This is a genomic window from Microbacterium sp. NPDC077663 (assembly GCF_044542795.1).
Lineage (GTDB): Bacteria > Actinomycetota > Actinomycetes > Actinomycetales > Microbacteriaceae > Microbacterium.
Genome location: NZ_JBITVE010000002.1, coordinates 687,960 through 703,032, shown reverse-complemented (window position 1 = coordinate 703,032; position 15,073 = coordinate 687,960). Strand labels below are relative to the sequence as shown.

Genomic DNA, 15,073 nt, shown 5'->3' with positions numbered 1-15,073 from the left:
CTCGAGCCTCAGCCGCGGGGTCCGCGGTAGGCGACCCGGGCGCGGAGTTCGCCCGGACGACGCACGAGCCACGTCCCGCTCCGTCGAGCCAGCGCGAACGGCTCGTCGGTCAGCGGCCGCCCGTCCCGCTCGAGGGCGACGGCAGTGTCCCACGGCGACACGTTGACGACGTGCACCACCTCGACGCCGTCGGGCGTGCGGCAGGGGACCACGACGACACCGCGATTGTCGGAGGCGACCCGGATGGCGGGTGCGGCGCCGAGCCGTGCGAGCAGGGCGTCCCAGATCTCGGGCAGACACGGCAGATCCGCCGCCGCCACGACGACGCGTCCCGCTCCGAGCGGCACCTCGACGACGCAGGGCTCGCCGCTGCGCGCGAGATGCGCGAGCGGGGTGACATCGGCATCCGCTTGACGCGGGGTCAGCGGCTGAGCGAAGCCGACGGCGACCTCGGCGCCTCGCCAGGCCGGGCCGTCGGCGGTGACCGACGGCGCGACGAAGGGCGTGCGCCCGGGCGTCGCCGCGTAGGTCATGGTGTGCAGTCCCGACTCGTCCCGCACGCCCACCTCCAGTCCGAGCGCGTCCGTCAGGGCGGTCGCCGGCAGCCCCTCCATGTCGTGCTGCGGCACCGGGCCGCTCAGCAGCAGGCGACCGCCGCGAGACACCCAGTCGGCGAGCGCCGCTTGCACGTCGTCGTCGAGGAAGGGCGTGGCTGCGAGCGCGAGCACCCTGTGCGTCGGCAGGTCGGCGAACGCGCCCGGCCCGTCGATCACAGTCGCGTCGGGCGCGTACCCGCCGACCACGAGCGCGCGGGTCATGATCTCGCGCGCTCCGGACCCGCGGAAGCGTTCGAGCTCGGCGACGAACTCCGCCTCGCGGGTCGAGCCCGGGTACCGGTATTCCGTCATGTAGTGGTCGACGACGAATCCGATCGTCACCGGCGGTCGCTCGGGCCGTGCCGCGCGCAGCAGGTCGGCGGCATCCGTCATCGCCGCGGTCACGTGCGCGGTCTCGCCGAACCACGGGGCGACACCGCCCTCGGGTGGGATCGGCGCCGCGAAGCCGTGGCGCTCCCCCGTGAAGGCGATGCGGTCGTTCCCGTCGCCGACCGGTTCGAACAGCTCCGGGTTCCGCCCGCCCGCCAGCAGGTAGTAGTTGACGAACGAGCTGCCCTGCGCGATCGCGAGCTGGAGCTTGAGCCCCGCGGCCTCGGGTCCGCAGGTCACGTCGAGCGCCTCGCCGTAGTCGCCCGACCCGACCTCGAACTCGAGCACCCCGTAGGGCTGGTCGTCGCGGCAGGTCGCGCCCAGGAAGGCCGTCGACGCCCACAGCCCCGGGAGGGTGTCGAGGTCGAGGTCGCCGATGTAGATGTCGGTGCCGGGGAGGGTTACGCCGTCCGACCACGTGTGGAAGAGCTGTGAGATGCCGAGCGGGAACATCGTGGCGCGCTCCCCCCAGCATCCGTGGACGTTCACGAGCAGCGGCACGTCCTCGCCGACGCCGCGGGCGCGCACTCCGTCGCGCAGGTGCTGCACGTACCGGGCGTAGCGGTCGCGGGTGAAACGGCCGAGGTCGCGGTGCAGCGCGAGCACCTGCTCCTCGACGGGTGAGCGGAGCGCGGGACCCCACGTCGCCGGGTCCGTCACGTCGAAGGATGTCGCGCCGACCCCGTACCGCTCCTGTACCGCTTCGGGCGAGCTCTCCGCGGCGAGGCTCTGCACGAGCTCCGCGACGGTCCGGTCCGAGAGGTCGGGGCTGTTCGTCACCCAGGGCAGCATCCCGATCTCGTTGTCGAGCTGGATGCCGACGATCGGCCCACCGCGGTCGATGGTCTGCGCCGCGAGGATCGGGATGACGGCATCGAACCAGCTGTCGGCAGCCTCGAGGAAGGCGGGATGCAGGTAGTCGACGATCGTCTCGGGTCGCGTCCGCCCGTCCCAGCCGATCGCGCGGATCTCAGGATGCCGCCGCAGCACCGAGTACCCGAGGCCCTCGTTCTTCAGCTCGGCCATCACGAACGGGCCCGGCCGTGCGATGACCGCCAGGCCGCGCTCTGCGCACAGATCGAGGAATCGTTCGAGGTCGAGGTGAGGATGCCGCTCGCCGAAGTCGAACGACCTGTCGGGCAGTTCGTGGACGAGCCACGGGACGTAGGTCGCGATCGCGGTCACCCCGGTGCGCACGGCGGCGTCGAGCCGATCCGCCCACTCGGACGGGGCGAGACGGAAGTAGTGGACCTCACCCGAGACGACGAGATCGCGGCGGAGATCGGCGGGGCGGTCGGCGGCGCGCATCGGGCGACGGTATCGCCGGTAAACGGTTACATCAAGCCGCGCTGTGGGTTCACTGAGTTATCTTGCACACTCATGTGCAGTTTTCTACACTGGACGCGTGACCGACACCTCCTCCCCGCGCCGCCCCCGGCGCGACGCCGTCGCCAATCGGGCGGGACTCCTCTCCGCCGCCGCGCACACGCTGGCGGCCGACCCGAACGCCTCCGTCGACACGATCGCGCGCGCCGCCGGCCTCAGCCGACGCGCCCTCTACAGCCACTTCGACGATCGCGACGCGCTCATCCGCGAGATGATCCACGCCGGCGCCGAGCGCTTCAACGCCATCGCCGACACGGTCGACGATGAGGGTCCCGCCCCGCTCGCGCTCGCTCGCCTGGCCCTCGCGCTCTGGGAGGGCGCCGCGCACGTGCAGTTCGCCGCGGCGGTCGCGCTCGACGACTCCCACGTCGGCGAGACCGCCGCCATCCTCACGCCGGTGCGCCGCCGCGTGCTCGAGATCGTCGACCGGGGGCGGTGCGAGGGCACGCTCCGCGGCGACTTGCACGTCACCACGGTGGCGCGCCTTGTCGAAGAGGCCGCGCGCACCGTCATCACCCGGCTGGATTCGAGTCGACCGGATGCCGCCGGCGTCGCCGTCCGCGCGATCCTCGGTGTCGCGGGGCTCGGGTGGCGTGAGGCCGACGCGGTACTCGCGGAGGCACGGTCATGAGGATCGACCTGGATGCGGTCTCGAAGGGCGCGGACGGCGGCATCCTCCCGCCCACCTCCGTCACCATCGAGACGGGCCGCGTCACCCTCGCGACCGCCGAGACCGAGCAGCGTCCGTCGGTGCTCGGTCTGATCGCGGTGGGACGGATGCGACCGGATGCCGGCAGCGTGACGCTCGACGGCCACCGCGGCGCCCGCCGCCTGCGCCGGGTGGCGGCCCTCGTCGACGCCCCCGACGTCAACGACCCGGCGCCCGACGTCGCCGTCGTCGGCGTCGTCGAGGAGGAGCTCATGTTCGCGGGTCGGCGTGCCGACCCGCTGTCCGCCCGGCGCTGGCTCGACGAGCACGGCTGGCGTCACCTGGCCCGCACGCCGATCGCTGAGGTCGCAGCAGACGTCCGCGTCCGCATGCTGCTCGAGCTCGCGGCCCTCCGCCGCGGGATCGAGGTGCTCGTCCTCGTCTCGCCCGACCGTCACGGCGGCGATCCCTGCCACTGGCAGCGGATCGCCGACGACTTCGCCGGCCGCGGCTTCGCCGTGCTCGTCATCACCGGCACCGCCGCGGCGGCCGCCCTGGCTCCCACCACCACCCACCCGCGGATCGGGCGTCCTCGGCTCCGGGCCGCCGCGGCACTGCGCGGGTCGCGCCGGCGCCCGGCATCCGTCATCGCCCGCCGTTCCCCCGGAAGCATCCGCTCGTGAAGATCCCCGCCCTGTTCGCCGCCGAGCTGCGCCGACTCACCTCCACCCGCATGCGGGTCATCGCCCTCATCGCCCTCATCCTCGTGCCCGTCCTCTACGGCGGGTTGTACCTGTGGGCTAATCAGGACCCGTACGGCAACCTGTCGCAGGTGCCCGTCGCCCTCGTCGTCAGCGACGACGGCGCGACACTCAACGGCACCGACCGCAACCTCGGCGACGAGGTCGCCGACTCCCTGCTCGAGGACGGCAGCTTCGACTGGCACGAGGTGGATGCCGCCGGTGCCCGCCGCGGCCTCGACGACGGCTCCTTCGACTTCGCCGTGACCCTGCCCGCCGACTTCACGGCCGCCGTCGCATCGATCTCGTCCTCGCACCCGCGCCAGGCCGAAATCGACCTCACGACCAACGACGCCAACAACTACCTCGCCTCGACGATCGGCACCCAGGCGGTCGAGCGCATCCGGACGACCATCAGCGAGAAGGTCGTCCGCGAGGCCGGGCTGACGATGCTCGATGCACTCAACACCGTGCGGGTGAAGCTGCTCGAGGCGGCCGACGGTGCCGGCACCCTGACTGACGGCCTCACGAGCGCGGGCGACGGCGCCGACACGCTCGCAGAGGGTGCGGACTCCCTCGCGACGGGCACGACGAGCCTGCGTTCCGGTGCGTCGCAGCTCGCCTCGGGCGTGGACACCCTGGCCGACGGTCTACGTTCGCTGTCGACGGGCGCGGAGCAGGTCGCGGGCGGCACGGCGAAGCTCCGGAGCGTCGCCGACCGGGTCGGCTCTGCCGCCGACCGCGTCTCGTCGGCCGTTCCCACCCTCCGCAGCGACCTCGCCTCCGCCCTCGAGGAGAAGGGTCTCGACGCCGCGCAGATCGACGACGTCCTCGGCGTCCTCGACCCGATCGGCACCCGCGTCGGCGAGCTCGACTCGCGCGTGCAGCAGGCCGTGACGCAGATCGACACACTCGACGACGGTGCCGCGCAGGTCGCCGGCGGCAGCGCGAAGCTCGCCTCGGGTGCGGCCACCGCCGCGACCGGGGCCCACACGCTCGCCGACGGCGTGGCGACAGCGGATGCCGGTGCCCACCAGCTCGACACCGGTGCACACTCGCTGGCCACCGGCATCCACCGGCTCGAAGACGGTGCCGGCACCCTCCGCGACGCGCTGCGCGATGGAGCGGGACAGCTGCCGGACGACGATGCCGCGACGCGGACCGCGCAGGCGGCGACCCTCGCCGACCCCGTCGGGGTCGCCGAGGACTCGCTCACGCAGGCGCAGAACTACGGCGCCGGCCTGGCACCGTTCTTCGCGGCCCTCGCCGGATGGATCGGCATCTACGCCCTGTTCCTCATCGTCAAGCCGGTGTCGCGTCGCGCGGTGACCGCGCTCCGCTCCCCCGTCCGCGTCGCGATAGCGGGGTGGCTGACGCCGGCAGCGCTCGGCGCGGTGCAGATGGTCTCGCTGTTCGGCGTGCTCTCGATCGCGCTCGGCTTCTCGTTCACGCATCCGCTGCCGACCCTCGGCATCCTCCTGCTCGCGTCGGCCACCTTCGCGGCGATCATCCTCGCGCTCAACGTCTGGTTGGGGTCGGTGGGCCAGTTCCTGGGTCTCGTGCTGATGGTGCTGCAGCTCGTGACCGCCGGGGGGACCTTCCCGTGGCAGACCCTGCCCGCGCCGCTGGCGGCGCTGCACCACGTGCTGCCGATGGGCTACGTCGTCGACGCGATGCGACAGGTGATGTACGGGGGTCAGGCCGGTCGGGCGTGGGCGGATGCCGCGCTCCTCGCGACGTGGCTCGTCGGCGCGCTGGTGCTCGCCGTCGCCGGGGTCACCCGCATGACGTTCCGCCGGACGATGCGCGACCTGCAGCCGAGCCTGATCGGCTGAGGCTCAGCCGCCCGCGCCGGGCGGGGTCTCCTTGGCGTCGGCGAGCTCGTCGGCATGCAGATTGCGCCGGTCGATCGTGCCGTTGCGATAGGCCTGGCGCCCGACCATGTGGGCCGACAGCGGCGCGGTCGCGAACTGGATCACGAGGATCGGCACGAGGAAGGCGACGACCGCCCACGACTGCAGCTCGATGCCGACCGCGATCGCGATGAGCAGCAGGCCGAGCACCTGCGGCTTGGTCGCCGCGTGCAGGCGGGTCGGCACGTCGCGGAAGCGCAGCAGTCCGATCGCGGCGGTCAGGCACAGCAGTGCTCCCGCCAGGATGAGCACGAGCGACACGACGTGGAGGATCTCGGTCATCGCTCGTCTCCGTCCCGGCGGGCGACGAACCGGGCGATCGACACCGAGCCGAACACACCGACGGCCGCGACGATCAGCAGCACCGGGAGCGTCCGCGTGTGGTGGTTGATCGCCATCTCGGCCCCGAGCGCACAGATGAGGAGAGTCAGCAGCACGTCGGACGCGACGGCGCGGTCGAGGATCGACGGCCCGACGATGATCCGCCAGACCGTGAGCAGGGCGGCGACACCGAAGACGGCGCAGATGGCGACGACGAGGACGGCGGTCACGAGCGCTCCTCCTTCGCTCCGGTACGGACCTCTGCCGCGCCGGAACGGGACGACCGGACCGCCTCGAGTTGCGCCGGCGAGCCGACGGCGCGCACGATGCGCGCCTCCCAGCGCTGCACCATCCGACGCTGCTCGTCGACCTCGGCATCCGTCGACGCTCCGAGGACGTGCAGGTAGAGGATGCGGCGGTCACGATCGGTCTCGAGGACGAGGGATCCGGGGATGAGGGATGCCGTGACCCCGACGTGCGCCATGATCAGGTCGTCGTCGGTCACGAGCGGCACGGCGACGACCGAGATCCCGGGCTGGCGACCGGGCCGCACGACCTGCCACGCGACCACCAGCGACCCCTTCACGACGGCACCGATGAACTGGACGAAGAAGACGATCAACCACCACGGGTTGAGGCGGCCCGAGAGCTCGACGGGCGGCAGGCGGAAGACGCTCGTCACGAACACGGCCACGACCGTTCCGGTGAGGAAGGCGAGGACGGTGAACTGACCCCACAGCAGCATCCAGAGCGCGATGAGCCACAGGAAGAACGGCAGCTGCCGCCAGATCCCGGTCAGTGCGCTGCGCTTGACGTCAGTTCCCATCGTTCACCTCGTCCTGCAGCTGGGTGAGGGTCACGGGGTTCAGCAGCGACGACCCGATCCCCGCGCACAGGTGATAGAGGGGGCCGGCGAACACGGTCAGGGCGACGGTGACCGCCACCATGCCGGCGGTCGCGGCGGTCATGATGCGCGGGATGACCCGACGCTCGGTCTGCACCCCGGCCGCGGGCGCGTCTCCCAGGTAGGAGATACGGTCGACGACGCCCGACTCCTCCGCCTGGTCCTCCTCTTCGCGCCAGAACGCGAGGTTCCACGCGCGCATGAGTGCCAGCAGGGTGAGGAGCGAGGTCACGATGCCCGCGACGATGAGGGCGTACATGAGCGGCGTCCCGACTTCGGCGGCCGCGTTGAAGAGCGCGTACTTGCCGATGAAGCCCGAGAACGGTGGCAGACCGCCGAGGTTGATCGCGGGGATGAAGTAGAGCACGGCCAGGACCGGCGCCGCCTTCATGAGTCCCTTCACCTTGAGGATCGAGGTGGACCCCGCTCGTCGCTCGACGAGACCGACCGCGAGGAACAGGGTGGTCTGCACGACGATGTGGTGGACCATGTAGTAGATCGTGGCGCCGAGGGATGCGGGCGTCGCGATCGCGAGCCCGAAGACCATGTACCCGATGTGGCTGACGAGGGTGAACGACAGGATGCGCTTGAGCTCGGCCTGCGCGACCGCGCCCAGGATCCCGACCACCATCGTCGCGAGGGCGACGATCAGCAGGAGCTGGTTGACGTCGTTGTCGCGGAAGATCTGTGTCTCGGTGCGGATCATCGCGTAGACACCGACCTTCGTCAGCAGGCCCGCGAACACCGCGGTGACCGGCGCCGGGGCGGTCGGGTACGAGTCGGGCAGCCAGAAGGAGAGCGGGAAGACCGCCGCCTTGATGCTGAAGGCGAGCAGAAGCATGAGGTGGAGCACGAGCTGCACCTCGTCGGGGAGCTCGCCCATCCGGTCGGCCAGCTGCGCCATGTTGACGGTGCCGAGCGCGCCGTAGATCGCGGCGATCGCGGCGAGGAAGAGGATCGACGAGACGAGGGAGACGACGATGTAGACGACACCCGTGCGGATGCGGGACTCCGTGGAGCCGAGCGTGATGAGCACGTACGAGGCGACCAGCAGGATCTCGAACCCGACGTACAGGTTGAAGAGGTCGCCCGCGATGAACGCGTTGAAGATGCCCGCCGCGAGGATCAGGTACGAGGGGTGGAAGATCGAGACCGGCGTCTCCTCGTCACCGTCGGCGGCGCCCTGCCCGACCGAGAAGAGGAGGACCGCCAGCAGCACGATGCTCGAGACCAGGACGAGCAGAGCCGCGAGGCGGTCGACGTACAGCACGATGCCGAACGGGATCGGCCACCCGCCGACCGACACCGCCAGCGGCATCCCGCTCGCGTCGACGTACCAGAGGAGCACGGCCGCGATCGTCGCCGCCACCGTCAGGGTCACGATCGAGACGCCCACCTGCACGCGGCGACGTCGACCGAAGATCAGGGCGACACCCGCGCCCAGCAGCGGGAGGGTGACCAGGAGCGGGACGAGCGCGGTCATCGCGGGCCTCCGGGAGTGTCCGTCGGAGCGTCGTCACGCAGTTCGGCGATGTCCTGCGCGTGGAGGATCACGATGGGCGAGGTCTCCGTCCCGATGAAGTCTGTCGTGGCGTCGTCGTCCTCGTCGGTGATCTCGTCGTCCATCGCCTCCTCGTCGCGGGCACCGCGCTCGCGCACCTCGCGGTCGGCCTCGTCGTCGGTGACCGTGTCGGCCTGTCCGAGCTGCCAGGACCGGTAGATGAGGGCGAGGAGGAACGACGAGATCGCGAAAGTGATGACGATCGCCGTCAGCGAGAGCGCCTGCGGCAGCGGATCGCTGAACGACTCGCCCTCGCCGGCGCTGCCGTAGAAGGGGGCCACGCCCGGAGCGCCCATGACGATCAGGAGGAAGAGGTTCGCGGCGTTGCCGAGCAGGAGGAACCCGATGAGCACACGGGTGAGGCTACGCTCGAGCATCGCGTACACACCGGCGGCGAACAGCACGGCCATGATGATCACGAGGACGAGCGAGACGGTCATGCGCTCACCCGCTCCCGCTGCGCCTGCGTCTGGCGGTCGACCTCGGCTCCGAGCGAACGCAGCACGTCGAGCACGAGTCCGATGACCACGAGGTAGACCCCGACGTCGAAGATCGTCGAGGTGACGAACTCGACTTCGCCGAGGATCGGCAGGTCCCACTCCCAGTAGGTGCTCGTCAGGGGCGCCGCGCCGAAGAACAGGGGCACGATGGCGCAGGCGAGCGCGAGGGTCATGCCCGCACCCAGCAGTCGACCGGCATCCGTCGGCGCCGCCGCTCCGAGCTCCCACCGTCCGCCCGCGATGTACCGCATCACGAGCGCCATGCCCGCGACGAGCCCGCCCGCGAAGCCGCCGCCGGGCAGGTTGTGGCCCGCGAAGAGCAGATAGACCGACACGACGATGATCGAGTGGAAGAGGACGCGGACGATGACCTCGAGCAGGAGCGACCGGTTCTCGGGCTTCACCTTGAGACCGCCGACCAACCACGCCTGCCGGGTCGATCCCGGCGCGGTCGAGCGGGGACGCGGACCGTCGGCCGTCTCGACGAGCGGGCGCCGGCTGCGACCGGTGCCGGTCGGGAGCGACGGGAGGATGCGGCTGTCGGAGCGGTTCGTGACGAACACGAGCGAGGCGACACCGGTCGCCGCGAGGATCAGCACCGAGAGCTCGCCCATGGTGTCCCAGCCGCGCAGGTCGACGAGGGTCACGTTGACGACGTTCTTGCCGTGTCCGATCTCGTAGGCGAGGTCGGGGAACGGCCCGGAGACCGGATCGGCGACTCGCGCGCCGGTCGCGATGAGGGCGACCGCCGCCATCGTGACGCCGACGCCGATGCCGATGACGGCGCGGACGACGGGCAGGACCGAGGCGTTGTGGTCACCGAGGCGGGCCGGGATGCGGCGCAGCACGAGAGCGAAGGCGATGAGGGTGACGGTCTCGACGAGGATCTGCGTGAGCGCCAGGTCGGGTGCGCCGCTGGTCGCGAACAGCAGGACCATGCCGAGCCCGGTGACCGACACGAGCACGACGCCGGTGTAGCGCTTGCGCGCCCGGATCGCGACGAAGCCCGCGAGGATCATGACCGGAGCCGCCAGCAGCTGCGCGGGGCTCTGCCAGGCGTCGACGGCGATGCGCCATTCGCTGCTCGCCAGCAGCGCCGTCGCCTCTGCCGCGATGAAGACGACGAAGATCGTGCCGACGTAGAACGGCAGCGACCCGCGCTGAGTGAGCGAGGTCGTCCAGACCGAGAGACGGGCGATGCCGCGCAGCGTCAGGTTGTAGGCGTCGTTCGCGGTGAACGGCAGGATGCGGGCCTTCAGCGCGCGGCGCTGGGTGACCCAGAACAGCACGGCGCCGAGGGCGATCGAGCCGAGCGAGAGGAACAGCGCCGGCTCCCAGCCGTGCCAGAGCGCCAGGTGGTACGCCTTGCCGCCCTCGTCGAGCGGGATGCCGTCGGCGTACCCGGCGATCGCCGAATCGATCACGGGCGCGAAGAGGCCCGCGACGACGGTGAGACCGCTCAGCACGACGGGGGCGATGAGGAAGCCGATCGGCGGGTCGGGCCACTCGGTGCGCTCGCGCGGGGCGCCGGCGGCATCCTTCTTCGTCCAGAAGGCACCCCACACGAAACGGATGCCGTACGCCGCCGTCAGCGCCGACCCCAGCAGAATTCCGATCAGCGGGATGAGGGCCGCCGGCTCGTTGCCGCCTTCGAGGAACGAGGTGAGGGCGGCCTCCTTGGCGACGAAGCCCACCGTGGGGGCGACGCCGGCCATCGAGGCGATCGCGATGATCGAGAAGGTTGCGAGTGTCGGCGCCTGGCGGCCGACGCCGGAGAGCTCGGCGATGTCGCGCGTGTTCAGCTGACGGTCGATGACACCGACGACGAGGAACAGCGCCGACTTGAAGAGGGCATGGCCCACGAGCAGTGCGAGGCCGGCGAGCGCACTGTTGCGTTCGCCGTAGCCGAGCACGACGGTGAGCATGCCGAGCTGACTGACCGTGCCGAAGGCGAGGATGCGCTTGAGGTCGGACTCGCGCAGCGCCTGGAAGCCGCCGAGGAGCATCGTGAAGATGCCGAGCCCGATGACGATCGGACGCCACGGGTCGGTGTCGGCGAAGGCCGGGGCGAAGCGGGCGATGAGGTAGATGCCCGCCTTCACCATCGCGGCCGCGTGCAGATAGGCGCTCACGGGTGTCGGCGCCGCCATGGCGCCCGGCAGCCAGAAGTGGAACGGGAAGATGGCGGACTTGCTGAGCGCCCCCACGAGCAGCATCACGATCGCGGCGTCCAGGGCCACCGCCTGCCCGCCCTCGAAGACCGGGCCGGTCTCGAGCATCGCGGCGATGCTGGTCGTGCCGTAGAGCACGACCAGCATGACGACGCCGATGAGCATGACGAGCCCGCCGAGGGTCGTCACGAGAAGCGCCTGCAGTGCTGCGCGGCGGCTCGCGCCGCGGCGGTGGTAGAAGCCGATGAGCAGGTACGAGAGGACGCTCGTGACCTCCCACAGCATGATCAGCACGACGATGTCGTCGGTGAGGACGAGTCCGTACATCGCACCCGCGAAGGCGAGGAGCACGGCCGAGAAGGTCGCGAGGCCCTCGGTCTTGCCGGCGAAGTACCACCGGCAGTAGATCATCACCAGTGCGCCGACGCCGGTCACGATCAGCGCCATGACCCACGACAGGACGTCCATCCGCATCGACAGCTGGACTTCGAGGTCGGGGATCCAGCTGTATGTCTCGAACGGGATATCCCCCGCGATCACGGCGGGTGCCTGCAGCGCGGTGTGGACGAACGCGGCGATCGGGACGATGGCGGCGACGAGGAAGGTGCGTGACCCCAGGCGCGCGACGAGTGCCGGAAGGACGAGGGGCACGAGCGCGAACGCCGCGAGGAGGATCAGCACTTGGCCTCCTCTGCGTGATCGGGGGTCGAGGGTTCCAGTCTACCGGCTGACGGCCAGCGGTCGCCCGGCCGGTTCCCAGGTCAGCCCGGTACCGGACCGGTCGTGTTCCCTCGTCGGAATGTGCAGGTGAGGGTGAGGGATGCCGGCTCGCGCCCCTCGAGCATCGCGACGACGGCCTCGCCCGCCGCACGCCCCTTCGCGATGGCGTCCTGCACGAGCGTCGTGAGGACGTAGGGCGCCAGCCCGTCGACGGTGATGCCGTCGAAGCCGGTCACGCTGAGGTCCTCGGGTACGCGCAGGCCCGCCTCCCCGGCGGCACGGATGACTCCGGCCGCGAGCAGATCGCTCTGCGCGATGATCGCCGTCGGTCGTCGACCGGCGAGCAGCACGCGCCCCGCCGCGAGACCCTCGTCGATCGAGCTCGCACCGACCGCGTACGCGGGCGCGTCGGGGTAGATCTGTCGGGCGCCGCGCAGCCGGTCGCGGGTCACCTCGACGGCGATATGGGCGGGATCGTCGATGAAGCCGCGGGGGCGCGTGGCATCCTTGGTCAGGGTGACGAGCGCGACGTCCTCGTGACCGAGCGAGCGCAGGTGCTCTGCCGCGGTGCGCTGCGCCTCGACGTTGTCGAGCAGGATCTGCGGGACGTCGGGACCTGCGTCGCCTTCGATGACGACGACGGGGATGCCGCGCCGCCCCAGCACGTCGACCGAGGACTGCAGGATCTCGTTGCAGCCGAGCAGGATCGCTGCGTCGACGGGAGCCGACGTGAGCGTGGGCGCGGACTCGACCGGCCCCTCGTCGTGCAGGAGCAGGACGCCGGCGCCGATCGGCGCGAGGGCGTCGGTGAGGCCGTCCATCATGGCCGCCGTCGCGGGGTCGCGGAAGGCCGAGCCGAGGCGCTCTCGGAAGAGCACCGCCACGACACCGGCGCGTCCTGTCCGAAGCGACGCGGCTCGCGGATCCGGCCCGGTGTACCCGAGCTTCTCCGCCGCCTGCATCACCTTGGCGCGGGTGGTGTCCGACACGGACACCTTCCCGCTGAAGACGACGGATGCCGTCGACGCCGACACCCCGGCTTCACGCGCGACGTCGGAGATCGTCGCTCGGCGGGTGCTCATATCTCGATCGTAACCCGTACAGCGCCGTTCTCGAATCGATTCGGAGATCCCGCTAGAGTGACGTCCATGACCCTGCACCTCACCGCCGCTCGCCTGTGGACATGGCGTCTCGCCGTGTTCGCGATCTTCACGGCGAGCGGTCTGAGCATCGCGACCTGGGCGTCGCGGGTCCCCTCGATCAAAGCAGCGCTCGGCATCGAGAACTCCACGATCGGACTGCTGCTGCTCGGGATGGGTGTCGCCTCGATCCTCGGCCTGTCGGTCTCTTCGGTGATCGCCGCCCGCCTCGGCACCCGACGCGGCATGCTCACCGTGATGCTGGTGCTGGCGGTGGGTCTGTTCCTCATCGGCCTCGGCACCGACGTCACCCCCTCGCTCCTGCTCGTCCTCGTGGGACTCACCCTCTTCGGGTTCGGCAACGGCGCGCTCGACGTCCTCATGAACGTCGACGGGGCGGCGATCGAGGTCGAGGTGGGCAAGACGATCCTGCCCCTGTTCCACGCCTTCTTCAGCCTCGGCACCGTCATCGGCGCCGGCATCGGTGCGCTGGTGGCCGGAGCGCGCATCGGCGTCTTCCCGCACACGGCCGTCATCGCCGTCGCGATCGTGGTCATCGCAGTGGTCGCCTTCGCCTACGTGCCGCAGCGCGACTTCGGTGCCCCCGACGCGGCACCCTCCGGGTGGCGATCCCGTCTCGCGGCCGCGCTGTCGGCCTGGCGGGAGCCCCGGACGTACGTGCTCGGGGTCGTCATGCTCGGCATGGCGTTCGCCGAGGGCGGGGCGAACGACTGGATGGCCCTCGCGGTGAGCGAGGATCACCGCGGAGGTCTCGCGCTCGGTGCTGCGGCGCTCACCGTCTTCTCGGTCGCGATGACCGTCGTCCGGGTCTTCGGCGGCCCGCTCGTCGACCGGTTCGGCCGCGTCGCGACGCTTCGGGTGCTCGCCGTGACGGCCGTGGTCGGCATCCTGCTCTTCATCCTGGCGCCGAACCTGCCGCTCGTCTTCGTCGGTGCCGCGCTGTGGGGCGTCGGGGCGTCGCTGGGCTTCCCGCTCGGGATGTCGGCGGCGGCGGACGACCCCGAGCGCGCCGCCGCGCGGGTCAGCGCGGCCGCCACCATCGGCTACGTCGCCTTCCTCTGCGGGCCGCCGATCCTGGGTGTCATCAGCACGCACATCGGGCTGCTGAACACGCTGTTCATCATCGTCGCGCTGGTCGCCGCGTCCGGCTTCGCCTCCGGCGCCGCCAAGCCCCTTCCGGGCACCCGCGGCACGAGCCACTGAGGTGGGTCAGAACAGACGCGGCGCGCCCGACTCGACGCCCTTCATCTCGTCGTAGTCAAGGGTGACGCAGCGGATGCCGCGGTCCGCCGCCAGCACCTTGGCTTGAGGCTTGATCTCCTGAGCGGCGAAGACCCCGGTGACCGGCGCGAGGTGCGGGTCACGCCCGAGCAGCTCGAGGTAGCGCGTGAGCTGCTCGACGCCGTCGATGTCGCCGCGGCGCTTTACCTCGACCGCCACGGTGCCGCCCTCGGGGTTGCGCAGCAGCAGGTCGACCGGCCCGATGGCGGTCGGGAACTCCCGTCGTACGAGCGTCAGGTTCTCACCGATGACGCCGACCTGCTCGGCGAGCAGGCGCTGCAGGTCGGCCTCGACTCCGTCCTTCACGAGGCCCGGGTCGACACCGAGCTCGTGCGACGAGTCGTGCAGCACCTCGTAGATGCGGATCGTGAGTTCGTCGCCGGACTTCGCGTGAGTGACCCGCCACTTCTCGACGACGTCGACGTCGTCCTCGCCGGGTTCCACGACCGTCAGGGTGCACGGCGGGCTCATCCAGTTGAGCGGCTGGTGCTGGATGTCGCGGTGGAACGCGACGGTGCCGTCCGCCTTGACCATGATGAGCCGGGTGGCGGGAGGCAGATGGGTGTTGAGTCGACCGGTGTAATCGACGGAGCAGCGGGCGATGACGAGACGCACGGCGACGAGCCTACCCGTGGGTCTGTACGGGATCGTCCGGGAACGTGCCCGCGGCTCGGGGATCCCGGATCGCGGTCCGTAGCGTGGACGACGAGCAGGTTCCTGATGGCTGTCCGTCTCCGGGGGGAGCACGAGACACCCCTATCGTCAGGCGCCGTCGCGCGTA

General features: G+C 71.0%; 13 protein-coding genes. 4 read left to right on the top strand and 9 right to left on the bottom strand.

The genetic code is table 11. From position 1 onward, the window contains the following. Positions 1–8 precede the first annotated feature (8 nt). A complete protein-coding gene (locus ACIGEP_RS10945) occupies positions 9–2,294 on the bottom strand; it encodes a beta-galactosidase (protein ID WP_396661642.1) in 2,286 nt (761 codons plus the stop codon). 97 nt (positions 2,295–2,391) lie between these two features. Between ACIGEP_RS10945 and ACIGEP_RS10940 the strand changes: the two genes are divergently transcribed. From ACIGEP_RS10940 to ACIGEP_RS10930, 3 genes are read left to right on the top strand one after another with little or no spacing between them, the layout of a single operon-like run. Continuing rightward, positions 2,392–3,003, top strand: a complete 612-nt coding sequence (locus ACIGEP_RS10940; RefSeq protein WP_396661641.1) for a TetR/AcrR family transcriptional regulator — start codon at positions 2,392–2,394, stop codon at positions 3,001–3,003. Then, positions 3,000–3,704 (top strand): hypothetical protein, encoded by a 705-nt coding sequence (locus ACIGEP_RS10935; RefSeq protein ID WP_396661640.1) that lies wholly within the window; start codon positions 3,000–3,002, stop codon positions 3,702–3,704. Before ACIGEP_RS10940 ends, ACIGEP_RS10935 begins: the two co-directional genes overlap by 4 nt. After that, entirely contained in the window at positions 3,701–5,596 is a 1,896-nt protein-coding gene (locus ACIGEP_RS10930; RefSeq protein WP_396661639.1) for a YhgE/Pip family protein, read from the top strand. The genes ACIGEP_RS10935 and ACIGEP_RS10930 overlap by 4 nt, the downstream gene beginning before the upstream one ends. A 3-nt stretch (positions 5,597–5,599) precedes the next feature. On the opposite strand, the gene mnhG is transcribed toward ACIGEP_RS10930, so the two are convergent. The 7 genes from mnhG to ACIGEP_RS10895 all read right to left on the bottom strand — a co-directional run bounded on the left by mnhG (position 5,600) and on the right by ACIGEP_RS10895 (position 12,933). Beyond that, positions 5,600–5,956, bottom strand: a complete 357-nt coding sequence (gene mnhG / locus ACIGEP_RS10925; RefSeq protein WP_396661638.1) for a monovalent cation/H(+) antiporter subunit G — start codon at positions 5,954–5,956, stop codon at positions 5,600–5,602. Beyond that, the gene (locus tag ACIGEP_RS10920; RefSeq protein ID WP_396661637.1) at positions 5,953–6,225 is read right to left on the bottom strand and encodes a monovalent cation/H+ antiporter complex subunit F; all 273 of its coding nucleotides are present in this window, start codon (positions 6,223–6,225) and stop codon (positions 5,953–5,955) included. Before ACIGEP_RS10920 ends, mnhG begins: the two co-directional genes overlap by 4 nt. Next, a complete protein-coding gene (locus ACIGEP_RS10915) occupies positions 6,222–6,821 on the bottom strand; it encodes a Na+/H+ antiporter subunit E (protein ID WP_396661636.1) in 600 nt (199 codons plus the stop codon). Before ACIGEP_RS10915 ends, ACIGEP_RS10920 begins: the two co-directional genes overlap by 4 nt. Further along, a complete protein-coding gene (locus ACIGEP_RS10910; protein WP_396661635.1) occupies positions 6,811–8,382 on the bottom strand; it encodes a Na+/H+ antiporter subunit D in 1,572 nt (523 codons plus the stop codon). Before ACIGEP_RS10910 ends, ACIGEP_RS10915 begins: the two co-directional genes overlap by 11 nt. Further along, entirely contained in the window at positions 8,379–8,900 is a 522-nt protein-coding gene (locus tag ACIGEP_RS10905) for a Na(+)/H(+) antiporter subunit C (protein ID WP_251577412.1), read from the bottom strand. The genes ACIGEP_RS10910 and ACIGEP_RS10905 overlap by 4 nt, the downstream gene beginning before the upstream one ends. Next, a complete protein-coding gene (locus ACIGEP_RS10900) occupies positions 8,897–11,812 on the bottom strand; it encodes a Na+/H+ antiporter subunit A (RefSeq protein WP_396661634.1) in 2,916 nt (971 codons plus the stop codon). Before ACIGEP_RS10900 ends, ACIGEP_RS10905 begins: the two co-directional genes overlap by 4 nt. Positions 11,813–11,892: 80 nt before the next feature. Then, positions 11,893–12,933, bottom strand: a complete 1,041-nt coding sequence (locus ACIGEP_RS10895) for a LacI family DNA-binding transcriptional regulator (RefSeq protein WP_396661633.1) — start codon at positions 12,931–12,933, stop codon at positions 11,893–11,895. 66 nt (positions 12,934–12,999) lie between these two features. Here ACIGEP_RS10895 and ACIGEP_RS10890 point away from each other — a divergent pair, with 66 nt between their 5' ends. Further along, positions 13,000–14,214 (top strand): MFS transporter, encoded by a 1,215-nt coding sequence (locus tag ACIGEP_RS10890; protein WP_396661632.1) that lies wholly within the window; start codon positions 13,000–13,002, stop codon positions 14,212–14,214. A 6-nt stretch (positions 14,215–14,220) separates the two neighbouring features. On the opposite strand, the gene nucS is transcribed toward ACIGEP_RS10890, so the two are convergent. Next, positions 14,221–14,907 (bottom strand): endonuclease NucS, encoded by a 687-nt coding sequence (nucS, locus tag ACIGEP_RS10885; RefSeq protein WP_396661631.1) that lies wholly within the window; start codon positions 14,905–14,907, stop codon positions 14,221–14,223. Positions 14,908–15,073: the final 166 nt, after the last annotated feature.